23 protein-coding genes are annotated in these 26,536 nt (G+C 70.7%); 11 read left to right on the plus strand and 12 right to left on the minus strand.

Annotation, left to right across the window (positions count from 1 at the left end; translation table 11 throughout):
* Positions 1–8: 8 nt before the first annotated feature.
* The 3 genes from ACFYPC_RS21945 to ACFYPC_RS21955 form a co-directional block, all read right to left on the minus strand.
* A complete protein-coding gene (locus ACFYPC_RS21945; protein ID WP_388678661.1) occupies positions 9–1,640 on the minus strand; it encodes a phospho-sugar mutase in 1,632 nt (543 codons plus the stop codon).
* A gap of 255 nt (positions 1,641–1,895) precedes the next feature.
* Entirely contained in the window at positions 1,896–2,720 is an 825-nt protein-coding gene (locus ACFYPC_RS21950; RefSeq protein WP_388678664.1) for a purine-nucleoside phosphorylase, read from the minus strand.
* A 150-nt stretch (positions 2,721–2,870) separates the two neighbouring features.
* Positions 2,871–3,308, minus strand: coding sequence for a gamma-glutamylcyclotransferase (locus ACFYPC_RS21955; protein ID WP_384386356.1), 438 nt, complete (start codon positions 3,306–3,308; stop codon positions 2,871–2,873).
* Between the two features lie 130 nt (positions 3,309–3,438).
* On the opposite strand from ACFYPC_RS21955, the gene ACFYPC_RS21960 reads away from it, so the two are divergent.
* Both ACFYPC_RS21960 and ACFYPC_RS21965 read left to right on the plus strand, forming a co-directional pair.
* Entirely contained in the window at positions 3,439–4,887 is a 1,449-nt protein-coding gene (locus ACFYPC_RS21960) for an NAD(P)H-quinone dehydrogenase (protein ID WP_388678667.1), read from the plus strand.
* 167 nt (positions 4,888–5,054) lie between these two features.
* On the plus strand, positions 5,055–6,017 hold the full coding sequence (locus ACFYPC_RS21965) for a DeoR/GlpR family DNA-binding transcription regulator (RefSeq protein WP_388678670.1): 963 nt from the start codon (positions 5,055–5,057) through the stop codon (positions 6,015–6,017).
* 119 nt (positions 6,018–6,136) lie between these two features.
* Here the strand turns inward: ACFYPC_RS21965 and ACFYPC_RS21970 are convergent, their stop codons facing one another.
* Positions 6,137–7,909, minus strand: a complete 1,773-nt coding sequence (locus ACFYPC_RS21970) for an acetyl/propionyl/methylcrotonyl-CoA carboxylase subunit alpha (protein ID WP_388678672.1) — start codon at positions 7,907–7,909, stop codon at positions 6,137–6,139.
* 346 nt (positions 7,910–8,255) lie between these two features.
* Here ACFYPC_RS21970 and ACFYPC_RS21975 point away from each other — a divergent pair, with 346 nt between their 5' ends.
* Positions 8,256–8,756, plus strand: coding sequence for a hypothetical protein (locus ACFYPC_RS21975; protein ID WP_388678674.1), 501 nt, complete (start codon positions 8,256–8,258; stop codon positions 8,754–8,756).
* Here the strand turns inward: ACFYPC_RS21975 and ACFYPC_RS21980 are convergent, their stop codons facing one another.
* Positions 8,757–9,377, minus strand: a complete 621-nt coding sequence (locus tag ACFYPC_RS21980; protein ID WP_388678677.1) for a Maf family protein — start codon at positions 9,375–9,377, stop codon at positions 8,757–8,759.
* Positions 9,378–9,399: 22 nt separating this feature from the next.
* On the minus strand, positions 9,400–9,528 hold the full coding sequence (mmpB, locus tag ACFYPC_RS21985; protein ID WP_388678680.1) for a morphogenic membrane protein MmpB: 129 nt from the start codon (positions 9,526–9,528) through the stop codon (positions 9,400–9,402).
* Between the two features lie 164 nt (positions 9,529–9,692).
* On the opposite strand from mmpB, the gene ACFYPC_RS21990 reads away from it, so the two are divergent.
* Positions 9,693–10,823 carry an SGNH/GDSL hydrolase family protein gene (locus ACFYPC_RS21990; RefSeq protein WP_388678683.1) on the plus strand — a complete coding sequence of 377 codons (1,131 nt, stop codon included), beginning with the start codon at positions 9,693–9,695 and terminating at the stop codon, positions 10,821–10,823.
* A 24-nt stretch (positions 10,824–10,847) separates the two neighbouring features.
* Here the strand turns inward: ACFYPC_RS21990 and ACFYPC_RS21995 are convergent, their stop codons facing one another.
* Together ACFYPC_RS21995 and ACFYPC_RS22000 are read right to left on the minus strand one after the other, a co-directional pair.
* Entirely contained in the window at positions 10,848–11,057 is a 210-nt protein-coding gene (locus ACFYPC_RS21995) for an acyl-CoA carboxylase epsilon subunit (protein ID WP_388678686.1), read from the minus strand.
* A gap of 17 nt (positions 11,058–11,074) precedes the next feature.
* Positions 11,075–12,670, minus strand: a complete 1,596-nt coding sequence (locus tag ACFYPC_RS22000) for an acyl-CoA carboxylase subunit beta (protein ID WP_388678689.1) — start codon at positions 12,668–12,670, stop codon at positions 11,075–11,077.
* A gap of 336 nt (positions 12,671–13,006) precedes the next feature.
* Here ACFYPC_RS22000 and ACFYPC_RS22005 point away from each other — a divergent pair, with 336 nt between their 5' ends.
* Positions 13,007–13,900 carry a biotin--[acetyl-CoA-carboxylase] ligase gene (locus ACFYPC_RS22005; protein WP_388678691.1) on the plus strand — a complete coding sequence of 298 codons (894 nt, stop codon included), beginning with the start codon at positions 13,007–13,009 and terminating at the stop codon, positions 13,898–13,900.
* Between the two features lie 232 nt (positions 13,901–14,132).
* Positions 14,133–15,326: an adenylate/guanylate cyclase domain-containing protein gene (locus tag ACFYPC_RS22010; protein WP_388678694.1), complete on the plus strand. Its 1,194-nt coding sequence runs from the start codon at positions 14,133–14,135 to the stop codon at positions 15,324–15,326.
* On the opposite strand, the gene ACFYPC_RS22015 is transcribed toward ACFYPC_RS22010, so the two are convergent.
* Complete coding sequence (locus tag ACFYPC_RS22015) at positions 15,323–15,913, minus strand: hypothetical protein (RefSeq protein WP_388678697.1); 591 nt, start codon at positions 15,911–15,913, stop codon at positions 15,323–15,325. The two genes, ACFYPC_RS22010 and ACFYPC_RS22015, sit on opposite strands and share 4 nt — an antisense overlap.
* A gap of 204 nt (positions 15,914–16,117) precedes the next feature.
* Between ACFYPC_RS22015 and ACFYPC_RS22020 the strand changes: the two genes are divergently transcribed.
* The gene (locus ACFYPC_RS22020) at positions 16,118–16,930 is read left to right on the plus strand and encodes an enoyl-CoA hydratase/isomerase family protein (protein WP_388678700.1); all 813 of its coding nucleotides are present in this window, start codon (positions 16,118–16,120) and stop codon (positions 16,928–16,930) included.
* Positions 16,931–17,185: 255 nt separating this feature from the next.
* Here the strand turns inward: ACFYPC_RS22020 and ACFYPC_RS22025 are convergent, their stop codons facing one another.
* Positions 17,186–17,758, minus strand: a complete 573-nt coding sequence (locus ACFYPC_RS22025) for a hypothetical protein (RefSeq protein ID WP_388678702.1) — start codon at positions 17,756–17,758, stop codon at positions 17,186–17,188.
* A gap of 1 nt (position 17,759) precedes the next feature.
* Positions 17,760–19,976 (minus strand): hypothetical protein, encoded by a 2,217-nt coding sequence (locus ACFYPC_RS22030; RefSeq protein WP_388678704.1) that lies wholly within the window; start codon positions 19,974–19,976, stop codon positions 17,760–17,762.
* 566 nt (positions 19,977–20,542) lie between these two features.
* On the opposite strand from ACFYPC_RS22030, the gene ACFYPC_RS22035 reads away from it, so the two are divergent.
* From ACFYPC_RS22035 to ACFYPC_RS22050, 4 genes are all read left to right on the plus strand, one after another.
* On the plus strand, positions 20,543–21,721 hold the full coding sequence (locus ACFYPC_RS22035) for a diguanylate cyclase domain-containing protein (RefSeq protein ID WP_388678707.1): 1,179 nt from the start codon (positions 20,543–20,545) through the stop codon (positions 21,719–21,721).
* Positions 21,722–21,854: 133 nt separating this feature from the next.
* Positions 21,855–23,393 carry a histidine ammonia-lyase gene (hutH, locus tag ACFYPC_RS22040; RefSeq protein ID WP_388678884.1) on the plus strand — a complete coding sequence of 513 codons (1,539 nt, stop codon included), beginning with the start codon at positions 21,855–21,857 and terminating at the stop codon, positions 23,391–23,393.
* 246 nt (positions 23,394–23,639) lie between these two features.
* Positions 23,640–23,843, plus strand: coding sequence for a cold-shock protein (locus ACFYPC_RS22045; protein WP_266455269.1), 204 nt, complete (start codon positions 23,640–23,642; stop codon positions 23,841–23,843).
* 113 nt (positions 23,844–23,956) lie between these two features.
* On the plus strand, positions 23,957–25,684 hold the full coding sequence (locus tag ACFYPC_RS22050; RefSeq protein ID WP_388678711.1) for a DEAD/DEAH box helicase: 1,728 nt from the start codon (positions 23,957–23,959) through the stop codon (positions 25,682–25,684).
* 85 nt (positions 25,685–25,769) lie between these two features.
* Here ACFYPC_RS22050 and ACFYPC_RS22055 read toward each other — a convergent pair whose 3' ends face one another.
* Positions 25,770–26,507 carry a DUF2625 family protein gene (locus tag ACFYPC_RS22055; RefSeq protein WP_388678713.1) on the minus strand — a complete coding sequence of 246 codons (738 nt, stop codon included), beginning with the start codon at positions 26,505–26,507 and terminating at the stop codon, positions 25,770–25,772.
* Positions 26,508–26,536: the final 29 nt, after the last annotated feature.

Here is a 26,536-nt window from a genome sequence, read left to right on the forward strand (position 1 = left end):
AGTACGGGTCAGATGCCGGCGGCGGCCGACAGGTCCCGCTTGACGGCGGCCAGCAGCTCGGTCGCCTTCGCCCGCGCCGCGTCCAGCTCCTCGTGCCCGGCCACCGGGACGACGACCTCCAGATAGCACTTCAGCTTCGGCTCGGTCCCGCTGGGCCGGACGATGACGCGCGCGCCCTCCAGGGTGTAACGCAGCCCGTCCGTGGGCGGCAGCGTGGCCGTGCCCTTCGTCAGGTCCTCGGCACTGGTGATCGCCAGGCCCGCGAGCCGCGTGGGCGGCTGCTCACGCAGACGCCGCATGGCGTTCGCGATCAGCGAGAGGTCCTCGACGCGGACCGAGAGCTGGTCGGTGGCGTGCAGGCCGTACTCGACGGCGATGTCGTCGAGGAGGTCGAGGAGCGTGCGCCCCTGTTCCTTGAGTTCCGAAGCCAGCTCCGTGATCAGCAGAGCCGCCGTGATGCCGTCCTTGTCGCGTACGCCGTCGGGGTCGACGCAGTAGCCGAGCGCCTCCTCGTACCCGTACCGGAGGCCCTCGACGCGGGCGATCCACTTGAAGCCGGTGAGGGTCTCCTCGTAAGGCAGCCCCGCCTTCTCCGCGATCCGGCCCAGCAGCGAGGACGAGACGATCGACTCGGCGAACGTGCCCCGCGCGCCGCGCTTCACCAGGTGCTGGGCGAGCAGCGCGCCCACCTCGTCACCGCTCAGCATCCGCCAGCCGGCAGCGCCCCTGACCGCCACGGCGCAGCGGTCCGCGTCCGGGTCGTTCGCGATGATCAGATCCGGCTCGGTCTCGCGGGCCTTCGCGAAGGCGAGGTCCATCGCGCCGGGCTCTTCCGGGTTCGGGAACGCGACCGTCGGGAAGTCCGGGTCCGGTTCCGCCTGTTCGGCGACGAGGACGGGCTCCGGGAAGCCGGCCCGCGCGAACGCCGCGAGCAGCGTGTCCTTGCCGACGCCGTGCATGGCGGTGTAGACGGTGCGGGCGGTGCGCGGGGAGCCGGCGGCCAGTACGGCGTCCGTACGGGCCAGATAGGCCTCCAGGACGCCGCCGTCGAGGATTTCCCAGCCGCTGTCCGGGCGGGGGACGTCCGCGAGCGCGCGGACCGCGTCGATCTCGGCGGCGATCTCGGCGTCCGCCGGCGGAACGATCTGCGAACCGTCTCCCAGATACACCTTGTAGCCGTTGTCACGGGGCGGGTTGTGGCTGGCGGTGACCTCCACTCCCGCCGCCGCACCGAGGTGCCTTATGGCGAACGCGAGGACGGGCGTGGGGAGCGGGTACGGGAGTACGGCGGCGCGCAGACCCGCGCCGGTCATGACCGCGGCGGTGTCCTGGGCGAAGTCGGCGGACTTGTGGCGGGCGTCGTAGCCGATGACGACCAGGCCGTCCGTCTCGCCCTTGCCCTTGAGGTACGCGGCGAGGCCGGCGGCCGCGCGGATGACCACGGCGCGGTTCATCCGCATCGGGCCCGCGCCGAGTTCGCCGCGCAGTCCCGCGGTGCCGAACTGGAGAGTGCCGCTGAAGCGTGCGGTGAGCTCCGCCGTGTCCCCGGCGCCGATGAGCTTCGCGAGCTCCTCACGGGTCTCCGGGTCGGGGTCCTCGGCCAGCCACGCCTTTGCCCGCGCGATGAGTTCGTCCTGCACGTCGGGTGCGCCTCTCTGTCTTCGTTCGTTCGTACGTTGCTGTGTACCCGGTGCTGTGTACCCGGTTTTTTTCGCCCCCTCCGCCCCTACCCGTCCCTTGCTCCTGGGGGCTGCCGCCCCCAGACCCCCGCTTCGGCCTGAACGGCCTCGTCCTCAAACGCCGGACGGGCTGGAGACAGCCCCTCCGGCGTTTGAGGAGCGGGGGCTGGGGCGGAGCCCGAACAAGGGACGGGCAGGGGCGGCGGGGCGAAAAAACTACAGCCGATCCAGCACCTGGGTGAGCAGCGCCCCCATCCGGGTCGCCGAGTCGCGTCCCGCCTGGAGAACCTCCTCGTGGTTCAACGGCTCGCCCGTCATGCCGGCGGCGAGGTTGGTGACGAGGGAGATGCCGAGCACCTCGGCACCGGCCTCACGGGCGGCGATGGCCTCCAGTGTGGTCGACATGCCCACCAGGTCGGCTCCGATCACGCGGGCCATCCGGATCTCGGCCGGCGTCTCGTAGTGCGGCCCGGGGAACTGCGCGTACACGCCCTCTTCCAGGCTGGCGTCGATCTCCTTGCACAGGGCCCGCAGCCGGGGCGAGTACAGATCGGTGAGGTCGACGAAGTTCGCGCCGATGATCGGCGAGGTGGCCGTCAGGTTGATGTGGTCGCTGATCAGGACCGGCTGCCCGGGGCGCATGCCCTCGCGCACCCCGCCGCAGCCGTTGGTGAGCACGATGGTCTTGCAGCCGGCGGCGACGGCGGTACGGACGCCGTGCGCGACGGCGGCGACGCCGAGGCCTTCGTAGTAGTGGGTGCGGCCCAGGAAGACCAGGGTCCTCTTGTCGCCGATCTTGTACGAGCGGACCTTGCCGCCGTGGCCCTCGACCGCCGGCGGGGGGAACCCGGGCAGCTCGGTGACCAGGAACTCGGCCTCGGGTGTGCCGAGCGCGTCCACGGCAGGCGCCCAGCCGGAGCCCATCACGAGGGCGACGTCGTGGGTCTCGGCGCCCGTGAGCTCACGCAGGCGCGTGGCGGCGGCGTCGGCGGCGGCGTGGGGGTCGCCCTGGATGTCGTCCGGAAGAAGAGATGCGTTCACGCGCATGAGGGTAGCTGGTCCGGGCCTACGCGCGTAGATGACAGAGCTCACGGTCTTGCGATCGTTGTCTTGTCGTTTCCGACAAGCGCGCGGGAGTGCGTCCCCCCGAGCGGACGGACAAAGGTGCGGATATGGGTGCCCGTGCCGGCCTCAGCAGGGCCGTTTGCGCAGCTCCATCACGTAGTCATGAGGCGCCCCGGCCGATTCGGCGGCGTCGGCGAGCTCGCCCAGGTAGCGCGCCGAGGGGAGTCCCCCCTCGTACCCGTTGAGCACGTACACCCACGCGGCTTCCTCGCCCTCCAGCGTGTGCACCCGCACCCGCATCCGGCGGTAGATGTCGAGCCCCACGCCCTCCCACCGGTCCATGGAGTCCTCGTCCAGGGATGCGATGTCGTACAGCGTCACGAAGACCTGGGACCGCGGTGCCTCGACGATCGTCGCCAGCGCCCCTTCCCAGCCCATGTGCTCGCCCCCGAACGTCAGCCGCCAGTCGTTCAGCCAGCCGGTGGCGCGCAGCGGCGAGTGCGGTGCGCGGCGCGTCATGAGCCGCGGGTCGAGATTGCCGGCGTAGGCGGCGTAGAGCGACATGGGGTCGAGAGTACGGCAGCAATCACCTGCGTCTCTCGCGTAACAGCCGGGGCCTTCCGCGTAACAGAAGGAGCTCGAATGACGCGGAGCGCGGGCCCCGCGGCGGGAAGCACCCTGAGCGTGCGGGACAATGGAGTACGTGACTCGGATCGTGATCATTGGTGGCGGACCCGGCGGATACGAGGCGGCCCTCGTGGCCGCCCAGCTCGGCGCGGAGGTGACCGTCGTCGACTGCGACGGTCTGGGCGGGGCGTCGGTGCTGACCGACTGCGTCCCGTCCAAGACCCTCATCGCGACGGCCGAGGTGATGACCACCTTCGACTCGTCGTACGAGGAGCTCGGCATCATCGTCGCCGACGACACTCCGCCCATCGACGCGCCCGCGCGGGTGGTCGGCGTCGACCTCGGCAAGGTCAACCGCCGGGTGAAGCGCCTGGCGCTCGCGCAGTCGCACGACATCACGGCCTCGGTGACGCGGGCCGGCGCCCGTGTCCTGCGCGGTCGCGGACGCCTGGAGGGCATGCAGGCCCTGGACGGCTCCCGCAAGGTGATCGTGCGCTCCGCGGACGGCGCCGAGGAGACCCTCACCGCCGACGCCGTGCTGATCGCGACCGGCGGGCATCCGCGCGAGCTGCCCGACGCGCAGCCCGACGGCGAGCGGATCCTGAACTGGACCCAGGTCTACGACCTCGACGAACTCCCGGACGAACTCATCGTGGTCGGCTCCGGCGTCACCGGCGCCGAGTTCGCCGGCGCCTACCAGGCACTCGGCTCCCGCGTCACGCTCGTATCCAGCCGAGACCGCGTGCTGCCGGGCGAGGACCCGGACGCCGCCGCCGTCCTGGAGGACGTCTTCCGGCGCCGCGGGATGAACGTCATGGCACGCTCCCGCGCCGAGTCCGCCAAGCGGGTCGGCGACCGGGTCGAGGTCACCCTCTCCGACGGCCGGGTCATCAGCGGTTCGCACTGCCTGATGGCCGTCGGCGCCATCCCGAACAGCAGCGGGATGGGCCTGGAGGAGGCCGGCGTCAAGGTCAGGGACTCCGGGCACATCTGGACCGACAAGGTCTCGCGCACAACTGCTCCCGGGGTGTACGCCGCCGGTGATGTGACCGGCGTCTTCGCCCTCGCGTCCGTCGCCGCCATGCAGGGCCGTATCGCCATGTACCACTTCCTCGGCGACGCGGTGGCCCCGCTGAACCTGAAGACCGTCTCCTCGAACGTCTTCACCGACCCGGAGATCGCCACCGTCGGCTACTCCCAGGCGGACGTCGACGGGGGCAAGATCGACGCCCGCGTGGTCAAACTGCCGCTCCTGCGCAACCCGCGCGCCAAGATGCAGGGCATCCGGGACGGCTTCGTCAAGATCTTCTGTCGCCCGGGTACCGGGATCGTGGTGGGCGGCGTGGTCGTGTCCCCCCACGCCTCGGAACTGATCCACCCCATCTCGATCGCGGTCGACAACAATCTGACGGTCGAACAGATCGCGAACGCGTTCACCGTGTATCCGTCTTTGTCGGGCTCGATCGCCGAGGTGGCACGGCAGTTGCACACGCGGAAGACCGAGGGCGGCAGCTGAGCCGCAGCGGCGACTCTCCGCTGGTCACGGGGAGTTGTCGCCCATTCGTACGGCATAGGCGGTGTGAGTAGGCGCGTATACCACTCCGCGCCCTCCTATGCGAACAACTTCTGTTATTCGGCGCAAACTGCTGAAAGCAGACGGTCGTTGGGGTTACTGTCAGTTTCGTGTTCGCTGCAGAACGTCGCCAATTGATCCTCGAAATGGTGCGAGCGAACGGGGCCGTGTCGCTCCGTGAGCTCGCCCGCGTCGTCCAGACCTCCGAAGTGACCGTACGGCGGGACGTGCGCGCACTGGAGGCAGAAGGACTCCTCGACCGCCGGCATGGCGGTGCGGTATTGCCGGGCGGGTTCACGCGAGAATCCGGCTTTCCGCAGAAATCACATCTCGCGACCGCCGAAAAGACGGCCATCGCCGATCTCGCCGCAGGTCTTGTCGAAGAGGGCGAGGCCATCGTGGTGGGCGCGGGGACCACCACGCAGGAGCTGGCTCGCCGGCTTGCGCGGGTACCCGGGCTGACCGTCGTCACCAACTCCCTCCTGGTGGCCCAGGCGCTGGCCCACGCCAACCGGGTGGAAGTCGTGATGACCGGCGGCACCCTGCGCGGTTCCAACTACGCCCTGGTCGGCTCAGGGGCCGAGCAGTCCCTCCAGGGGCTGCGGGTCTCCCGGGCCTTCCTCTCCGGAAGCGGGCTGACCGCCGAGCGCGGCCTGTCCACCTCCAACATGCTGTCGGCCTCGGTCGACCGGGCGCTCGTCCAGGCCGCCGCGGAGGTCGTCGTCCTCGCCGACCACACCAAGCTCGGTACGGACACGATGTTCCAGACGGTCCCGACCGATCTGATCACCCGCCTGGTCACCGACGAACCGCCCGCCCACGACGACCGTGCCCTCACCGAACTGCAGGCCCTGGCCGACCAGGGCGTACAGATCGCGGTCGCCGGATCGTCCGCGGGCGGTGCGGGAGGCGATCCCGTCCCGGTGGGGCGTCAGCCACGCCGGGACATGCCGCTCCCTGGACAGCGCCGCGGCCAGGTCCCCGGCACGGCACCCCAGTTGCGCTCGGCCACGGTCCTGGGTGAGCAGCCCCCCGGTGAGCGAGCGAGGGTGGCGGACCTGCGCCGCCGCTGACCACCTCCGGGCACCCGGCTGGAGGAGAACGCCGAAGCGCCCGGCGGACTGACTGCTCCAGTCCGACAGGCGCTCCGGGATGTCGTACGACCCTCTCGTACGGGTGGGACCGAGGGCCGTCAGTCCTTGATCTCGCAGATCGCGGCGCCGGAGGTGAGGGAGGCCCCTACCTCCGCCGTGAGACCCATGATGGTGCCGGACTTGTGGGCGTTGAGGGGCTGTTCCATCTTCATCGCTTCGAGTACGACGACGAGGTCGCCCTCCTTGACCTCCTGGCCCTCTTCGACGGCCACCTTGACGATGGTGCCCTGCATGGGCGAGGCGAGGGTGTCGCCGGAGGCCACCGGGCCGGACTTCTTGGCCGCCCGGCGCTTGGGCTTGGCGCCCGCGGCCAGACCGGTGCGGGCCAGGGACATGCCCAGTGAGTAGGGCAGCGAGACCTCCAGGCGCTTGCCGCCGACCTCGACGACGACGGTCTCGCGACCGGGCTCCTCGTCGGTCTCGGTGTCCGTGGGCGCGGTGAACGCGGGGATCTCGTTGACGAACTCGGTCTCGATCCACCGCGTGTGGACCGTGAACGGCTCGGTGGAGCCGGTCAGTTCCGGGGCGAACGCGGGGTCCTTGACGACCGCGCGGTGGAAGGGGATGGCGGTGGCCATGCCCTCGACGGTGAACTCCCCCAGGGCGCGGGCGGCACGCTGGAGCGCCTGCTCGCGGGTGGCGCCGGTGACGATCAGCTTGGCGAGCAGGGAGTCCCAGGCGGGGCCGATGACGCTGCCGGCTTCGACGCCGGCGTCCAGGCGGACGCCGGGGCCCGAGGGCGGGTCGAACACGGTGACGGTGCCGGGGGCGGGCAGGAAGCCGCGTCCGGGGTCCTCGCCGTTGATGCGGAACTCGAAGGAGTGGCCGCGCAGTTCGGGGTCGCCGTAGCCGAGTGCCTCGCCGTCCGCGATGCGGAACATCTCGCGCACCAGGTCGATGCCGGCGACTTCCTCGGTGACCGGGTGCTCGACCTGGAGACGGGTGTTGACCTCCAGGAAGGAGATCGTCCCGTCGGTGCCGACCAGGAACTCGACCGTGCCCGCGCCGACATAGCCGGCTTCCTTGAGGATCGCCTTGGAGGAGGTGTAGAGCTCGGCGACCTGGGCGTCGGAGAGGAAGGGCGCGGGGGCCTCCTCGACCAGCTTCTGGTGGCGGCGCTGGAGTGAGCAGTCGCGGGTGGAGACGACGACCACGTTGCCGTGGGAGTCGGCCAGGCACTGGGTCTCCACATGCCGGGGCTTGTCGAGGTAGCGCTCGACGAAGCACTCGCCGCGGCCGAAGGCGGCGACCGCCTCGCGGACGGCGGAGTCGTACAGTTCCGGCACCTCTTCGAGGGTGCGGGCGACCTTCAGGCCGCGCCCGCCGCCGCCGAAGGCCGCCTTGATGGCGATCGGCAGGCCGTGCTGCTCGGCGAACGCGACGACCTCGTCGGAGCCGGACACCGGGTCGGGGGTGCCGGCCACCAGTGGGGCGCCGGCGCGCTGGGCGATGTGCCGGGCGGCGACCTTGTCGCCGAGATCGCGGATGGCCTGCGGCGGCGGGCCGATCCACACCAGGCCGGCGTCCAGCACCGCCTGGGCGAAGTCCGCGTTCTCGGAAAGGAAGCCGTAACCGGGGTGGATGGCGTCCGCCCCCGAATCCTTGGCGGCCTGGAGCACCTTGGCGACGTCCAGGTAGCTGGTGGCCGGGGTGTCACCGCCCAATGCGAACGCCTCGTCCGCCGCACGGACATGCGAAGCGTCCCGGTCCGGATCCGCGTAGACGGCAACGCTCGCGATGCCGGCATCCCGGCACGCCCGGGCCACGCGGACAGCGATTTCGCCACGGTTGGCGATGAGCACCTTGCGCACGATGGCTCCCTCCTGGAAACAAGCCGAGTTTAGGGACTGCCGACACGAGCTTTCGACCCGTCCCCAATGGTGAGCTTGCCCACACGGAGCGTGACTCGAGGCGCGCTCGGCCGGGGAAATCCCTTGTCGCGCCACGGCACACGGAATCCCTTGCCTGAACCCTAGCCCTCCTCTGTGGTCAAGGTCTCTGTGGTTCCGTGCTGCGCGCCACAGGGTTTCTTTGTGGAGTCCCTACGAATGGCCCAGTGATTCTTTGCCCCCGGCAGAACTCTTGTCCCGGGGTTTACCCGTTAGTAGCGTTCAGGATGTACTCGAACGTACTAGGGGTAACAGCACACGGAAGCGGGTGGGACCGGTGGTGCGCAGACCGGTGGCGTGGGTGGCGGCGATCGTGCTCTTCGTGGAGGCGATCGGCATCGCGCTGCTGAACTGGTTGCTCGGCACGGTCGTCGACAATCAGGACATGTCCCTGGCGGGGCTCGACCCGGACATGATGTCCCTCTCGTCGAAGGTCGGGGGTGTCGTCTTCGGCCTCTACTTCGCGCTGTGCGGCCTTACCGCTCTGCTGGTCGCCTTGCGCGACCGGGCCCCGGGACTCTTCGGGCGGATCCTGCTCATCAGCGCCGCGGTGGTGCACGGCCTGCTGGGTGCGCTCACGGTGGGTCTGGTGGGCTGGAGCGCGTTCGCCTTCCTGATGGTGGGCCTCGCGCTGATCGTGTTCACGCTCCTTGCGTTCGACCGCCGGGAGGGCCCCTCCGACGCCGCGCCCGAGACGGGCTGGAGCGGCGACGGCGACGGAGCGCCGGTCACCGGTCCCGTGGCCCCTCCGGCCCCCTCGGCCTCCTGATCACTTCTCCCCGGGCGTCCACAACTGAGTGATACCGACGCCCAGTTCGGCCAGCAGGCGGCGCACCAGCGGCAGCGAGATCCCGATCACGTTGCCGTGGTCGCCGTCGATGCCGTTGATGAAGGGTGCCGAGCGGCCGTCGAGAGTGAACGCCCCTGCCACATAGAGGGGTTCCCCCGAAGCGACGTACGCGGCGATCTCGACGTCGCTCGGATCGCCGAAGTGGACGACGGTGGACGCGGTCGCCGACACGTAGCGCTTGGCGGCCGTGTCGTAGACGCAGTGGCCGGTCTGGAGGGTCCCGGCGCGGCCGCGCATCGACTTCCAGCGGGCGGTGGCCTCCTCGGCGTCGGCGGGCTTGCCGTACGCCTGGCCGTCCAGGTCGAGGACCGAGTCGCAGCCGATCACCAGGGCGCCCTGTACCTCGGGCTTCGCCGCCACGACGGAGGCCTTCGCTTCGGCCAGCGCGAGGGCGAGTTCGGCGGGGGTCGGCGCGCTGACGGCTTCCTCGTCGACTCCGCTGACGATCACCTCGGGGTCGAGTCCGGCCTGCCGCAGCAGGTTGAGCCGGGCGGGGGACTGCGAGGCGAGCACGAGACGGCGACGCGGCTGATCAGTCATGTGATCAGGGTATCGGCGCGCCTCACTTGATGCCGAGCACCACCATCGCGAGCACCATGGCCAACGCCATCAGAACCCCCAGGCGCCGCAACATGTCCTGAGTGTCGCGGAGTTCCTTGGGCGGCTCGTTCTCGGGGTCGGACCACAGCATGTCTTCGATCGTGCGACGGCGGAGGGCCGGGCGCCTGAGTACGCGTACTCAACTTGTGCGCGCCTCGCACAAATGGGCCTGGGGTTTCTTTAGCGGGCGCCGCCCTGCTACCGTCGTGCGTATCACTAAGGGAACAGTGGTCCCATTTACTGGAGGCAGCTTCCGTGTTCACCACCGCCTGGACCGCATCGCCCCAGCTCCCCGCCGAGGGCTTCACCCCCAACTGGTCGCAGGAGGGCTTCTGGCGCCAGTCGCTGCGCCAGGCGGTCCGTCTCACCGCGGGCGGCGACCGGGTCCGCGTCCGGCTGTCCAACGCGTACGGCACCTCGCCGCTGCGGATCGCGGGCGCCACCGTGGCCCGCTCGGGCGAAGGGGCCGCCGTCGAACCCGGTTCGGTGCGGCGGCTCACCTTCGACGGGGCCGTCTCGGCCGAGATCCCGGCGCGCGGCCTCGCCGTCAGTGACGCGGCCGAACTCACCCTGGCGCCACTGGAATCGGTGACCGTCACCCTCCACCTCGACGCCGTCACCGGCCCCGCGACCTTCCACGCACAGGCCTTCGCGACCAGTCACCGGGCTCCGGGCGACCATCTGGCGGACGTGCCGGGCGAGGCCTTCGACGCGTCGTCGCAGTCGTGGTACTTCCTGTCGGCCGTCGAGGTCGACACCGGCCGCCGGGACGCCGTGGCGCTCTTCGGAGACTCCATCACGGACGGCTTCGGCTCGACCCCGGGCGCGAACCGCCGCTGGTCCGACGCGCTCGCCGAACGCACCGGGCGGCCCGTCCTCAACGCGGGAATCGGGGGCAACCTGCTGCTCAACGACTCGGCCTGGTACGGCGAGAAGGGCGTCCACCGGCTCGGCCGCGACGTCCTCGACCACCAGGGCGTGGACACCCTCGTCGTGCTCCAGGGGCTCAACGACATCGGCTTCAGCGAGACCGGCGAACAGCCCACCTACAAGCCCGCACCGGTCATCGAGACGGACGAACTCATCGACGGGTACCGGGACTTGATACGACAGGCGCGCACCAGGGGCCTGCGGGTGATCGGCTCCACCCTGCTCCCCTTCGGCGGCTCCGACCACTGGGGCGAGCACGCGGCGAAGGTGAGCCGCGAGGTCAACCAGTGGATCCGGGGATCGGGCGAGTGGGACGCGGCGCTGGACCTGAACCGCGTACTGGCCGATCCGGCAGACCCGGACCGGCTGCACCCCGCGTACGACTTCGGCGACCACCTGCACCCCGACGACAAGGGGTACGCGGTGATGGCCGAAGCCCTCGCGGCACTGCTCTAGCGGAACCGTTTCGGCTGGACTGTTCTAACCGGGCCAGTACGTGCGACCCCACGCCGTCGGGCCAGGCTGGGGCAGCCGGCGCGTGGCGATACGGGCCGGGTCGGCCCAGGCGTCACTGGCCCCGGGCGCGCCGGACGGGGCGGAAGCCGCCGCCGCGGCGCGCACCCGGACCACCGCGAGTGCGGCGGCCAGCTCCTCCGGGGTCGGATTGCCCCGTACGACCTTGATCGTCATAACCGCTCCCAGCGGGCCTAGAGAGGGATGTTGCCGTGCTTCTTCGGAGGCAGTGATGCCCGCTTCGTACGCAGCGCACGCAGGCCCCGCACGACATGGGCGCGGGTGTCGGACGGCATGATCACCGCGTCGATGTAGCCGCGCTCGGCCGCCGTGTAGGGGTTGAGGAGCGTGTCCTCGTACTCCTGGATCAGCCGGGCGCGGGTGGCCTCCTGGTCCTCGGCGGCCGCGATGGTGCGCTTGTGCAGGATGTTGACCGCGCCCTGCGCGCCCATCACCGCGATCTGGGCCGTGGGCCACGCGAGGTTGAGGTCGGCGCCCAGGTGCTTGGAGCCCATGACGTCGTACGCGCCGCCGAACGCCTTGCGGGTGATGACCGTGATGAGCGGGACGGTGGCCTCGGCGTAGGCGTAGATCAGTTTGGCGCCGCGCCGGATGATGCCGGTGTGCTCCTGGTCGACGCCGGGGAGGAAGCCGGGCACGTCCACGAAGGTGATCACCGGGACGTTGAAGGCGTCGCACGTCCGGACGAACCGCGCGGCCTTCTCGCTCGCGTCGATGTCGAGGCAACCCGCGAACTGCATCGGCTGGTTGGCCACGATGCCGACGGGGCGGCCCTCCACCCGTCCGAACCCGGTGAGGATGTTCGGCGCGAACAGCGGCTGCGTCTCGAAGAACTCGGCGTCGTCCAGGATGTGTTCGATCACCGAGTGCATGTCGTACGGCTGGTTCGCGCTGTCCGGCACGAGCAGGTCCAGCTCGCGGTCCTCGTCGGTGACGGTGAGGTCCGCCTCCTCCGGGAAGACCGGGGGCTCGCTGAGGTTGTTGGACGGCAGGTACGACAGCAGCTGCTTGACGTACTCGATGGCGTCCTTCTCGTCGCCGGCCATGTGGTGGGCCACGCCGGACACCGAGTTGTGGGTCCGGGCGCCGCCCAGCTCCTCGAAGCCGACGTCCTCGCCGGTCACCGTCTTGATGACGTCGGGCCCGGTGATGAACATGTGCGAGGTCTGGTCCACCATGATCGTGAAGTCGGTGATCGCGGGGGAGTAGACCGCGCCGCCCGCGCAGGGGCCGACGACGAGCGAGATCTGCGGAATGACCCCGGACGCGTGGGTGTTCCGGCGGAAGATCTCGCCGTACATGCCCAGCGCGCTGACACCCTCCTGGATGCGGGCGCCGCCGGAGTCGTTGATGCCGATGAACGGACAGCCGGTCTTCAGCGCGAAGTCCATCGCCTTCATGATCTTCTGGCCGAAGACCTCGCCGAGGGCGCCGCCGAAGACGGTGAAGTCCTGCGAGAACACCGCGACGGGACGGCCGTCGACCGTGCCGTACCCGGTGACGACGCCGTCGCCGTAGGGGCGGTTGTTCTCCAGGCCGAAGTCCGTGGACCGGTGCTGCGCGAACTCGTCGAACTCGACGAAGGAGGTCTCGTCGAGGAGCAGTTCGATCCGCTCACGGGCCGTCAACTTGCCCTTGGCGTGCTGCTTTTCGACGGCGCGGGCCGAGCCGGCGTGCGTCGCCTCCTCGATGCGGCGCTGCAGGTCCGCGATCTTGCCGGCGGTGGTGTGGATGTCGGGGTGTTGTTGCAGCTCTTCCGGCTCGGACATCGGGATGCGGCTCCCTGCCTGCTCAGTGGGACGTGCGGGTTACATGCTCAAGAATGCTGCTCAATGGTGCTGCTCAGGTGTACTGCCGAGCGTTCCGTTCGACCGTGCTGCTCGGCTTGGCTACTGAGTCGTAGGGTAGTGGCGCCGATACGGTTCGGCAGTGCGGCGTGTACCACACTCCCCTCCCCTTCGCGTCGTACGATCGGCGCGTCGCGGCGGGACGCGCCGGAGGGATGGCATCACGAGAGTGGTCGAGCGTCCGTGAACCGCAGTCCGCCAGGGCTGGAATCCGTCCCCCTCTGCGGGGCGCAGGATGTCAAACCTAGGGTGGGTGGCATGACGACACCACCGGGTGCACAAGGGAACCCGTCCGACGAGCCGGACGAGCCGGGGCCGGGCCGCTGGTCCGACCTCGACCGGCCTCCCCTCAACGTCGCCTCCCTGCGCCGCGCGCTCGTACGGGACGGCAGCCTCTGGTCCGGGATCGAGGTGGTCGCCCGCACCGGGTCGACCAACTCCGACCTCGTCGCCCTCGCCACCGAGGGGAAGGCCGCCGAGGGCGCGGTACTCGTCGCCGAGGAGCAGAACGCCGGGCGGGGCCGCCTGGACCGGCAGTGGACCGCACCGGCCCGCTCCGGCCTCTTCTTCTCCGTCCTGCTGAAGCCCGCCGGGGTCCCCGTCGAACGCTGGGGATGGCTGCCGCTGCTTTCCGGGGTCGCGGTGGCGACGGCGCTGTCGCGGGCCGCCGGCGTCGATACGGCACTCAAGTGGCCCAATGACCTGCTGGTGACCGTGGACGGCGCCGAACGCAAGACCGGCGGCATCCTCGCCGAGCGGGCCGGGACGGACGCCGTGGTCATCGGTATCGGCATCAACGTCACCCTCCGCGAGGACGAGCTGCCCGTGCCCGGGGCCGGTTCCCTCGCCCTCGCGGGCGCGTCGACGACCGACCGTGACACCGTGCTGCGCGCCGTCCTGCGGTCGCTCGCGGAGTGGTACGACCGGTGGCGCGCCGCCGACGGCGACCCTGTTGCCTCCGGCCTCCAGGAGACGTACGCCGCCGGGTCCGCGACGCTCGGGCGGGTGGTCCGGGCCGAACTGCCCGGGGGGCGGTCGATCAGCGGGGAAGCGGTGGCCGTGGACGGGGACGGGCGCCTGGTGCTGGCTACCGGGGAGGGGGTGCAGGAGCCGGTGGCGGCGGGAGACATCGTGCATCTGCGGGCGGGGTGAGGCTGCGTTTTCCGTTTCAGCCCGTCCGGCGTTTGAGGACGAGGCCGTTCAGGCCGAAGCGGGGGTCTGGGGGCGGCAGCCCCCAGGAACAAGGGACGGGTAGGGGCGGAGGGGGCGAAAACCCCACCCCCAGCCCCACATGCCGCAGCGGTCAGGAGTGAGCCAGCCCACACCTGCCGTAGAGTTGAGCGCGGTCGATACCTGACCGTGGCAGATCGGAAGGGCAGCAGGCGTGACCGTCGACGACACCGGTTCCGGTACGGGTGCAGACCCCGCCCCCGACGCCGAGCCGGGCCGTACCGCCGGGTCGGTCACCCACTCGTCCTCCGCGCGGGTGGACGCACCCGACGCACTCGAGGGCCAGGACTCCGGCGAGGACCCCCTGGCGCTACGCCTGGAGCAGCTCATCCTGGGCGCCGAGCGCCGCTACACCCCCTTCCAGGCGGCCCGCAGCGCGGGCGTCTCCATGGAGCTCGCCTCCCGTTTCTGGCGAGCCATGGGCTTCGCCGACATCGGCCAGGCCAAGGCGCTCACGGAAGCCGACGTCCTCGCTCTGCGCCGCCTCGCGGGCCTCGTCGAGGCGGGCCTGCTGAGCGAGGCGATGGCGGTCCAGGTGGCCCGTTCCACCGGCCAGACCACCGCCCGCCTCGCCGAATGGCAGATCGACTCCTTCCTGGAGGGCCTGACCGAGCCCCCGGAACCGGGGATGACGCGCACCGAGGTGACGTACCCCCTGATCGAACTGCTCCTGCCCGAGCTGGAGGAGTTCATCGTCTACGTCTGGCGCCGCCAACTCGCGGCCGCGACAGGCCGGGTCGTACAGGCGGCGGACGACGAGGAGATGGTCGACCGCCGTCTCGCCGTCGGTTTCGCGGACCTGGTCGGCTTCACCCGGCTGACCCGCCGCATGGAGGAGGAGGAACTCGGCGAACTGGTCGAGGCCTTCGAGACCACGGCTGCGGACCTGGTGGCCGCGCACGGGGGCCGGCTCATCAAGACACTGGGCGACGAGGTCCTGTACGCGGCCGACGACGCCGGGGTCGCCGCCGAGATCGCGCTGCGCCTCATCGAGACGATGGCGAACGACGACACCATGCCGGAACTGCGCGTCGGCATCGCCTTCGGCACGGTGACCACACGCATGGGTGATGTGTTCGGTACGACGGTGAACCTCGCGAGCCGGCTCACCTCGATAGCGCCACGGGACGCCGTCCTGGTGGACGGGGCCTTCGCGGAGGAGCTGATCCGTACCGCCGACGCGCCCGCCTCCGAGGCGGACGCCGCCGAGGCCGCGGCCGCCGCGGAGAAGGAGGGCGAGGAACCGCCCTCCTACCGCTTCGCCCTCCAGCCGATGTGGCAGCGCCCGGTGCGCGGCCTGGGCGTGGTCGAGCCATGGCTGCTCGCCCGCCGCGAAACCGAGTCCTAACGCCCGCCGAGCGGCTGGTTCAGACCGTTCACACAGAGCCCGATGATCGGTACGCACAGGCCGGGGGGCTTGGGTTTCGCGCTCGCCGTGGGAGTGGGAGTGGGGGCGGGCGTGGTCGCGCTCGGGGCGGGCGCGGCGGTGGCCGCCGCCGGTGGCTGCGACGCCGCGGGAGCGGGGGCCTGACCGGTGGGAATGCCGGTGGTGTCCGGCGTACCGCTCACGGTGACGCCGACCGGGGCCGACGGGCCCGCCACCAACCGTGTCGGCGTCGACGCCGGAGTGGGCGCGAGGCTCACACCCGGGGTCGGAAGCATGTTCTCCCCGCCCATCACGGCGGGCGTCGTGGCGGCCACCGGAAGCGCCGAGGACACGGCCCCGACGGTCGCGGCGGCATTGCCGGCCGTATCGGTGACGGTGCCCGTCGTCGGCTCGCCGTCCGGGGTCCCCATGCCCCAGATCACCGACTCGGGTGCCAGCCGTACGACACTCAACGCCCCTGCCGCCAGGGCCAGTCCCCCCACGGCGACGAACACCCGCCGTGCGCGCGGCCTGCGATGGCGCCCACGTGTCGTCTCCCGGTTCGTCATGCTCCTACCTCCCCCAGTTGCCGGCGCTCCCCGATGCGCTGCGGCGGTGCGCACGTTATGCGGCGGGCGGCTGCGGGGGCCGGGAGTTCGAGCGGGTGTCACTCGAACGGGTGGGTGGCGGGCGGGACAGCGGGTTCCGGTGGACGGTCCGCTGCTGCGATGATCGGAGGGTCGGTTGTTAACCCGCGTTAACCGGAGGGCGTCATGGCGGAGCTGGAGCAAGGGGACGAGCGGCGGTTCGGGGACTTCGTCGTGGTGCGGCGGCACGGGTACGTCGCGGAGCTCGTCCTGGACCGGCCGAAGGCCATGAACGCGGTGTCCACGGACATGGCCCGCTCCCTCGCCGGTGCCTGCGAGGCGCTCGCCGCCGACCAGGACGTCCGGGTGGCCGTGCTGACCTCGACCCATGAGCGGGCCTTCTGCGTCGGCGCCGACCTGAAGGAGCGGAACTCCTTCAGCGACGCCGAACTGGTGCGTCAGCGACCGGTCGCGCGGGCCGCGTACACCGGCGTCCTGGAGCTGCCGATGCCGACCGTTGCCGCGGTGCACGGGTTCGCGCTGGGCGGCGGGTTCGAGCTGGCGCTGTCCTGCGACCTGATCGTGGCCGATCGTACGGCGGTCGTCGGGCTGCCCGAGGTGTCGGTCGGGGTGATTCCCGGCGGAGGCGGTACGCAGCTGCTGCCGCGCCGCGTCGGTTCCGCCCGTGCGGCCGAGCTGATCTTCTCCGCGCGGCGCGTGGAGGCTGTCGAGGCGCGGGAGTTGGGGCTGGTCGACGAGCTGGTCGACGCCGGCCGGGATCGCGAGGAGGCGCTCGCGCTGGCGTCCCGCGTCGCGGCGAACTCTCCGGTGGGGCTGCGTGCGGCCAAGCGTGCGCTGCGGTTGGGACACGGTCTCGATCTCCGCGCCGGGCTGGAGGTCGAGGACGCCGCCTGGCGGTCCGTCGCGTTCTCGGGGGACCGGGCGGAGGGTGTCGCGGCGTTCAACGAGAAGCGCCGGCCGGAGTGGCCGGGGGTGTAGGTTTCCGCCCCCTCCCGCCCCCTGTCTCTGGGGCTCCGCCCCAGACCCCGCCAGGGGGCCGGCCCCCTGGACCATCCACTCCTCAAACGCCGGAGGTGCCGACTTTTAGGGGCGGCTGCCCCAGGTACGGGTTGGGTAGGGGCGGCGGGGGCGAAAGAACCCGAGAGGTCCCCCGCCACTTGCCCCCGGTTCGTCACCCCAACATGCCGTAGGGGCCCGCACCGGCGCAGGAGGTTCGGTGCGGGCCCAGGCATTTCAGCCGCTGTTCTTCAGGGGTTCGCCGAGCCGGATCTGAGTGACACACCTCAGGTCCTGCCGGTATTCCACGGTGCCCTGCCGGTACCGGTAGCGGCAGCCGGTCAGGTCCCCTCGCACGGGGGCGGTCACCTTCACGCGGGCCAGGTAATAGATGTCCGCCGCACTGTTCGGCTTCACCGCGATCGGACGGCCCGCGTGGTCACGGGCGTGGTCCATTTCCCCCGTGCCCCCCTCGCCGGCGAGGCCCACGCCCATCGCATGGCCGTCGGTGTCCTTCTCGCTGACCGCCTTGTACTCCAGGACCTCAAGCCCCTTCGGCACATGGGTGATCTCGGCGTTCAGAATGGTCAGCGGACTCGACGACACGTTGGTCGTCTCCGGCAGACTCACCCAGTACTCCTGACCGATCTGAGCGTGCTCGAAGCCGAGTTCCGCCTGCGACTGCATTCCTCCGTCCAGAGCCTTGCCCTGGGACTCCTGGCCGTCGGTGCCGGCGTTGCCGCACGAGGTGAGGAACGCGGTTGCCAGGGCCACGGCCACGATGGACGAGAGCAGTCGGCGCGGGAGCACCCTACTTGGAGTAGAAAACACCGGCTTTGCCACTGCTGACTGATCCATTCTTCCCCCAGATCCAGTGCTTGCCGGGCTTGTCCCCGGCGACGATCCTCTGCTTGTGGTTGGTGTCGTAGCCGGTCTTCGCCCCCAGGGCCACGCCGAACGCGCTGACGGCGCTGCCGAACTTCACGCTCTTGCCCTTGGAGAGCTGGAACGAGTTGCCTGACGTCACGTAGTTCCGGTTCGACTTCGGGGAGCGGTTGAAGCCGGCGCTGCCGTCCTTGCCGGAAACGTCCTTGCCCACCTTGCCGAGCGCGCCGCCCGCCGGGGCCTTGTACCGGTTGGCCTCGATCGTGTACCAGGTGGCACGCACGGTGCCGGAACAGATGCGCTGCTTCTTGTACTTGATGTACTCGATCGGCACCTTGTACTGGTGGGCGTAGTTCGGGCCCTTGTTGGTGTAGCCCACCGAGACACCGGTGCTGCTCGACAGTTCCTTCGAGCCGCTGATGCTCCAGTCGCCGCTGCTCTTGACGGCGATGTCGAAGCTGCTGCTCATCGACGACTCGTACTCGAAGGTCGCCTTGGCATCCCAACCGGCATGGGCCTCGCCGACGACCGTGTACTTGGTCGAGGAGCTCTGCCTGGACTTGAACGTGCTACAGCTTCCGGAGTCCCTCGGGGTGATCGGCGGCTTGACGGCCTCGGTGCTGACGTCTTTGCCGTCCACGACGTAGGGGTTGTAACCGGCCGCGAGGGTGCTGTGATCGCTCTGCCACTGCGGGGTGTTCTCGTCCGTGACCGCGGGGGCGTTCTCGACCCGAGCCGCGTACGTCTGTGACTCCGTCGAGGCGGCGAAGGTGTCCTCCGTGGAGTCGGTGACGGTGTTGGGGACCAGCGTGGCCGTGTGGTCGCCATCCGCCACGGCCGTTGCTCCGGACGCCGGGGCGTCGGTCACCGCGTCGACGCCGAGCATCGGAACACCACTGGTGGTGGTGCCCTGCGTGCTGGCCTGCAGGTTGAGGACGCCGCCGTTGTCGTCCTTGGCCTTCTGCACTGCGGCAGGCAGCGTCTCGGGCAGGGGCAACGACCAGGTTCCGTCAGCGGCGGTGGTAGTCGTGCCCAGGACCGGTTCCTTGACCTGATCGGCCGCGTCCGCGTCGGTGTCGGACGCGGTGATCGTGACCGGCAGACCGGGCGCCGGCTTGCCGTTGCCCAGGGTGAAAGCGCCCGTGACGGTGCGCGCCGGGGCAGGAGCGGAGTCGTCGGCCGGTTCCGTCGCCGGTGCGCCGCCGGACTCGTCGGACGGGGTGCCGAAGTACGGCGCGGTGTCCGGATCCGGGTCCGCCAGGCAGGGGCCCGCATCCGCCATGATCTCGCCGACGATGCCGGAGCGGACGTCGTCATCGACCTGGGTCCAGGGGCCGGTCGTGTACTTGCGGATCTGGCCGGTGGTGTCCGGGTCGCTGGTGACGGTCTGGGTGTTCGTGGCACCGGGGCCGGGGCTCCATGCCTGCGCCGCGTCCACGCCCGTGGCGATCTGGATGCTGCGCACCAGATCGATCGTGGTGCCGTTCACCGACATGAGCGAGGCCTGCTTGACGGTGCCGTCCTTGAGCCACTGGACGGCGGAGTTGATCATCCACACGTCCGCGGCGGCGGCGAGTTCACTGGTGATGCTGGAGTTCACTGTGTCGATCTTGGTGATGGTGCCGTCGCCTGTGGCCGGGGCCGACTGCTTGTACACGTCCAGTGTGCCGTCCTGGGCCAGGACGAGGATGTACGTCCCATTGGTCAGGATCCGCTTGGCGGCTGACCAGTTGAAGCTGTAGGTCTTGACCGGCGTGAGCAGGGAGCCGCCGGTGGCCGTGTTGTCCTTGTATGTGTTGACCCGGCCGCCGAACGCGACCTCGTAGATGAGGCCGTTGCCGCCGCCGGTGACGATCTTGCTGGTCATCGGGAGGGTCGCGGTGTGGAGCGTGTCCAGCATGCTCGCGTCCGCGGTTCTCGGACCCCAGTCCATGTACTTGTGCAGCACCCGCGGCTGGGTGAGGCCGACGCTGGTGATCGGTTCCCAGACGTAGGTGGGAACCGAGTAGGTGCAGTCGGCTTCCACTGCGGCGGACGGCTGCGCGGGAGCGACGGCCTGCGGCGCTATCGCCATGCCGGCCACGAGAGCGGCAGACATGGCCCAGGTGGCACGGGTGGGTCGTCTGGTCTGACTGATGGCCATGGATCCCCTGTTCGTTCACTGCCCGGCCGTGTGGGCCAGCAGATGGTGCTGTGCGAGCTGGTCGGCTCGCGGTAGCGGGATCCAAGCACGCTGCTCAGACGGCAAAATGGAATGGTCCATTTCGCATGCGGTTGAAGATCGTCTCTTTTGTTGGCTGTGCGCATGCTATGTGGAGGCTGTGTGTTGAGGTTTCCCTGAGTTGAGGTGCAGGGTTTTTGCCTACTTATGATCATTGCGTGTCTTTATTGATCGTCGAGCGAAACCAAACCGACACCACACCGGGTTGCGCGAACGCCCTGACTGCAGGCCCCAGGCGAGCCGACTCGGCTTCGTCCCAGAGGTGGCGGGGTCCGGATTGCCCTACCTGAGCTTCGTCCTCGTCACGGAACATGACGCATGCCCGTGAGCGGTCCGTAAGTCCGTAGAACCACGCGGGCCGCTCGCCGTCGCGCATGTCGGCCGCGACGTGTACGCAGTCACGGAGAAAGCCGGGGCTTCTCCCGCTGGAACCCCCTGTTCGCCACCCAAACATCCCTAAATGTCACCATTCTGCCTAGCCTGGAAGGATGGGTGACGACAGACGGCTGAGGGCCGTGGTGGAGCTGGCGCAGGGGATGGCGGCGGCCCACACCCCGAGCGAGTCCTGGCGGGCGGCGGCCGTCGGGGTCTGTCACGCGCTCTCCGGGAGCTTCGCGGCCCTCTCGGTGTGGGAGAGGGAGCTCGGCCGGCTGCGGGTTCTGGTGAACGTGGGGGAGCGGGCCGAGGGTGAGGAGGAGTTCCCGGAGGAGGAGGCCTATCCGGTCCACAGGTTCCCGGAGATCACCGAGTTCCTGCACGAGCGATGGGCCGGGGGCGGTGAGCCGGACGCCTGGGTCGAGACGGCCGAGGGTCCGGCCGGGGGCCACGCCGGGTACTGCCATCAGCGCGTCGCCGCCCTGCGCCGCCGAGGCCGTGGCTGCTGCGTCGTCGCCCCGATCGTGCTGCACGGCCGCGCCTGGGGCGAGCTGTATGTGGCCCGCCCTGCGGGAGCCCCCGTCTTCGACCGGGCCGACGCCGACTTCGCGACCGTACTGGCCTCGGTCGTCGCGGCCGGGATCGCGCAGACCGAGCGGCTGGAGGAGGCCAGGCGGCTGGCGTTCACGGACGCCCTCACCGGTCTCGCCAACCGCCGCGCCGTCGACCTACGGCTCGACGAGGCCATCGACCGTCACAAGGCGGACGAGTCGGTCGTGGTCAGCCTCGTCGTCTGCGATCTCAACGGGCTCAAGCGGGTCAACGACACCCGGGGGCACGCGGTCGGCGACCGCCTCCTCGAGCGGTTCGGATCCGTGCTCTCCCTGTGCGGCGCGATGCTCCCGGGCACCCTCACGGCCCGGCTCGGCGGGGACGAGTTCTGCCTGCTGGCGGTAGGCCCGGCGGCCGACGAGGTGGTCCGCGTCGCCGACGAACTCTGCCGTCGCGCCGCCGAGCTGGAGCTCGGCGAGGGCGTGGCCTGCGGAGTCGCCTCGACCGCCGACCCGATCGGGCCGGTGCGCTCGGCCCGGCGGCTGTTCCGGCTGGCCGACGCCGCCCAGTACCGGGCGAAGGCCGTACGGGCCGCGAAGCCCGTGGTCGCCGGACGTGAGGGCCCCGACGACCCGGTCGTCCGCCTCGCCGACGCCCCGCCCCAGGACGGGGCAGGGGAGCGCCGCCGGTTCCGGGGACGCCCCGCGCCGCGAAGCCCGGGGTCTGAGCGCGAAGTCTGAGCGCGAAGTCTGGGCACGGGGTCTGGGCACGGGGTCTGGGCACGGGGTCTGGGCACGGGGTCTGAGTAAGGGGTCAACCCGCCACCCAGTAGTGACATCATCGAATTCACTGCGTACGCTCCTGAATATGGATATGCACACTGTGGTGGTGGGGACGTCCGGGGTGACCGCGTCCGACGTTCTCGCCGTGGCACGCGGCGGCGCCCGGATCGAGCTCTCCGGCGAGGCGGTGGCGGCCCTCGCCGCGGCCCGCAGGATCGTGGACGCGCTGGCCGCCAAGCCGGAGCCCGTCTACGGCGTCTCCACCGGGTTCGGCGCCCTCGCGAGCCGGCACATCAGCCCGGAACTCCGCGCCCAGCTGCAGCGCAACATCGTCCGCTCGCACGCTGCCGGGATGGGCCCGCACGTCGAGCGCGAGGTCGTCCGCGCGCTGATGTTCCTGCGGCTCAAGACCGTGTGCTCGGGACACACGGGCGTGCGGCCCGAGGTCGCGCAGACCATGGCCGACATCCTGAACGCCGGCATCACCCCGGTCGTCCACGAGTACGGCTCGCTCGGCTGCTCCGGTGATCTGGCCCCGCTGTCCCACTGCGCCCTGACCCTCATGGGCGAGGGCGACGCGGAGGGCCCGGACGGTGTCGTACGGCCCGCGGGCGAACTGCTCGCCGAGGCCGGCATCACCCCCGTCGAACTGCGCGAGAAGGAAGGCCTCGCCCTTCTGAACGGCACCGACGGCATGCTCGGCATGCTGGTCATGGCCCTCGCCGACCTGGAGACCCTCTACAAGTCGGCCGACGTGACGGCCGCCCTGTCGCTGGAAGCCCTGCTCGGTACCGACAAGGTCCTCGCCCCCGAGCTGCACGCCATCCGCCCGCATCCCGGACAGAGCGCCGCCGCCGCCAACATGCTGGCCGTACTGAAGGGTTCGGAACTCACCGGGCACCACCAGGACGGCGCCCCGCGCGTCCAGGACGCCTACTCCGTGCGCTGCGCCCCGCAGGTCGCCGGCGCCGGCCGTGACACCCTCGCCCACGCCCGCACGGTCGCCGAGCGCGAGCTGGCCTCCGCCGTGGACAACCCCGTCGTACTCCCCGACGGCCGGGTCGAGTCGAACGGCAACTTCCACGGCGCCCCGGTCGCCTACGTCCTCGACTTCCTCGCCATCGCCGCCGCCGACCTCGGCTCCATCGCCGAGCGCCGCACCGACCGGCTGCTCGACAAGAACCGCTCGCACGGCCTGCCGCCGTTCCTCGCGGACGACGCAGGCGTCGACTCGGGCCTGATGATCGCCCAGTACACGCAGGCGGCGCTGGTGAGCGAGATGAAGCGGCTGGCCGTACCCGCGTCCGCGGACTCCATCCCGTCCTCCGCGATGCAGGAGGACCACGTGTCGATGGGGTGGTCCGCCGCCCGCAAGCTGCGCACGGCTGTGGACAACCTCACCCGCATCCTCGCGATCGAGCTGTACGCCGCCACGCGCGCGATCGAACTCCGTGCGGGCCTCGTCCCGGCCCCGGCGTCACAGGCGGTCATCGCGGCCGTCCGCGCGGCCGGCGTACAGGGCCCCGGTCCCGACCGCTTCCTCGCCCCGGACCTGGCGGCGGCGGACGCGTTCGTCCGCGGCGGGCAGGTGCTCGCGGCGGTGGAGCCGGTGACGGGTCCGCTGGCCTAGTAAGTGGCGCGGAGTCCGATGTGGCGGGGGCTGCCGTCGGCTGTACGGTGGTCCTCGTCACGTCCGGGCCTTTCGGGGGCCGGAGGCGATCACAGGCGTGCTACTATCACATTGATACGTTTTTGGTACCCATTTACTTTGTGCGCCTGATCGGAATCTTCCGCAGGCGCGTTTTGTTTTACCGGCATCTCCGGCTTTTCCCGGTGCATCTCCGGATGGGGGCCCCTACCTATTCAGGAGAGAAACATGGCAACAGGCACCGTGAAGTGGTTCAACGCGGAAAAGGGCTTCGGCTTCATCGAGCAGGACGGCGGCGGCCCCGACGTCTTCGCTCACTACTCCAACATCGCCAGCTCCGGCTTCCGTGAGCTGCTGGAGGGCCAGAAGGTCTCGTTCGACGTCGCGCAGGGCCAGAAGGGCCTGCAGGCGGAGAACATCGTTCCCGCCTAAATCAGGGGAAGCGCTTTTCCAGAGCCGGGGCCCCGCACCATCGGGTGCGGGCCCCGGCTCGCGCTGTGCGCGTGTGCTGTCCGTGTGGCCCAGGAAGGAAATCCAGATCCAGCATGACTCGATCCGAACGTCCCGTCCGTAAGAGGCCGGCGAACGCACGCGGTGGCCAGCCCCAGACCGGCGCCTCCGCCCCCGCGAGGAACGCGGGCCGGGGCGCCGGCAACAAGGGCGGGGCCCGTAAGGCCGCGCCGGCCCCGCAGGAGTTCTCGCTGCCCGAGAGCATCACGCCCGCGCTCCCCGCCGTCGAGTCCTTCGACGCGCTGGACATGCCGGCCGCGCTGACCAAGACCCTGGCGGCCCAGGGTGTCACCGAGCCCTTCCCGATCCAGGGCGCCACCCTGCCCAACGCCCTTGCCGGGCGCGACGTGCTCGGCCGTGGCCGCACCGGCTCCGGCAAGACGCTCGCCTTCGGCCTCGCCCTGCTGGCGCGCACCGCGGGCCGCCGGGCCGAGAGCAAGGCGCCCCTCGCGCTGGTGCTCGTCCCCACCCGTGAGCTCGCGCAGCAGGTCACCGACGCGCTGACGCCGTACGCGACCGCGGTGAACCTCCGTATCGCGACGGCCGTCGGCGGTATGTCGATCGGCCGCCAGTCCGGGACGCTGCGGCGCGGCGCCGAGGTGCTGGTGGCCACTCCCGGGCGGCTCAAGGACCTCATCGAGCGGGGCGACTGCACGCTCGGCCAGGTCGCCATCACCGTCCTCGACGAGGCCGACCAGATGGCCGACATGGGCTTCATGCCGCAGGTCACGGCGCTGCTCAAGCAGGTCGAGCCGGGCGGTCAGCGACTGCTCTTCTCGGCGACGCTCGACAAGAACATCGACCGGCTGGTCAAGATGTTCCTCACCGACCCCGTCGTGCACTCCGTGGACCCGTCGGCGGGCACGGTGACCACCATGGAGCACCACGTGCTGCATGTCGCCGACGAGACCGACAAGAAGGCCGTGGCGATGCGGATCGCGGCGCGCGAGGGCCGGGTGATCCTCTTCGTGGACACCAAGCGGGGCGCCGACCGGTTCACCAAGCGGCTGCTGGCCAGCGGTGTCCGGGCGTCCGCGCTGCACGGCGGGCGCAGCCAGCCGCAGCGCAACCGCACCCTGGACCAGTTCAAGACCGGTCAGGTCACCGTGCTGGTCGCCACGAACGTGGCCGCACGCGGTATCCACGTCGACGACCTCGACCTCGTGGTGAACGTCGATCCGCCGGCCGACCACAAGGACTACCTGCACCGCGGTGGCCGTACCGCGCGTGCCGGTGAGTCCGGCAGCGTCGTCACGCTGGTGCTTCCCGAGCAGAAGCGTGAGATGACCCGCCTGATGGCCGACGCCGGCATCAGCCCGCGCATCGCCCGGGTCAAGTCCGGCGACGAGGAACTGGCCCGTATCACCGGCGCCCGCGAGCCCTCCGGTGTTCCGGTGGTCATCGAGGTGCCGCAGGCCGCCGAGCAGCCGAAGGCGCGGCCCAAGTCACGTCCCCGGGTGGGCGGCGGAGCCCGTCGCCCCCAGGGCACGGGGACGCGTACGCAGGGCTCGGGTTCGGGGTCGCGTACGCAGGGCTCGGGTTCGGGGTCGCGTACGCAGGGCTCGGGTTCGGGGTCGCGTACGCAGGGCTCGGGTTCGGGCGCCGGCGGCGAGTCGCAGGGCCGTCAGCCCCAGCGCTCCGGCGGCCGGCGCACCGAGAACGGCGGCGTCGCGGGCGCGAGCCGTGCGGGCGGCCGTGGCCGTGCCCCGCAGCGCCGCACGGAACGCGGCGGCGAGGGCGGCGGAGGCCGCCGGGCGGCGTAGGTAAGCAGGCGTACGGCTGAGGGGGTGTCGTGCGGGCCGGTCCGGTCCGCACGACACCCCCTCAGTCATCTGCCGAATGCGCGCCTCAGTCGTGTACCTCGCCGAAGAAACCCGGGTCGACCGAGTCGAGCTTGAGCGCGGAGCTGCGGTGGAGATCGAGGATCTCGGCCAGCGGAACCGCGCGGCGGGTGGTGGCCGTGAGGTCGCGGCGGGCGTCGGCCGACCAGAGGAACGGGGAGACGGAGAGGCCCTGGACGCCGGTCAGGGCGCCGGACTCGCCCCGCCAGCCCGGCCAGCGCAGGGTGTCGTAGAACTGCTCCATACCGCCGCTCAGGAGCCAGTTGAGCCAGTCCGCGTGGCCCACTTCGAGCGACTCCCAGCGCAGTGAGTCCGGCGCGAAGTAGATCATCTCGCCGGGCCGGCCGGGGCGGCCCTCGGCTTCGGGGTCGGGGCCGTTGAGGACGAAGACGCCGCCCAGGACGTCATGGCCGACGACCAGCCCGCCCTCAGGCCGCCACGCGGGATCGAAGCGGGCGGGGAATTCGTTCACCTCGGCGAGGCCGGGCGGGCCCGTGGGCGTCTCCTGGCCCGGACTGCCGTAGATGCGCAGCCATCCGCTGTCCAGCACCACTCCGCCGCAGTTCAGCGCCAACGCGCCCAGCCACGACCGGGCCGTGACCTGTAACTGGAGCAAGGTCCCGCGGCCCTGCGCGGGGTCTACCGGGAGCACTTCCAGTGACACCGAACTCGTGGTGGAGAGCTTCTCGGAGAGGAGCGGCCACGCGGGCTCCTCGACATCGGTCAGCTCGGTCAGGTCTCGCATGGGTTCCCCGATGGGTCCGGGCGCCGCAG

The organism is Streptomyces sp. NPDC005808, assembly GCF_042871385.1.
Taxonomy (GTDB): Bacteria; Actinomycetota; Actinomycetes; order Streptomycetales; family Streptomycetaceae; genus Streptomyces.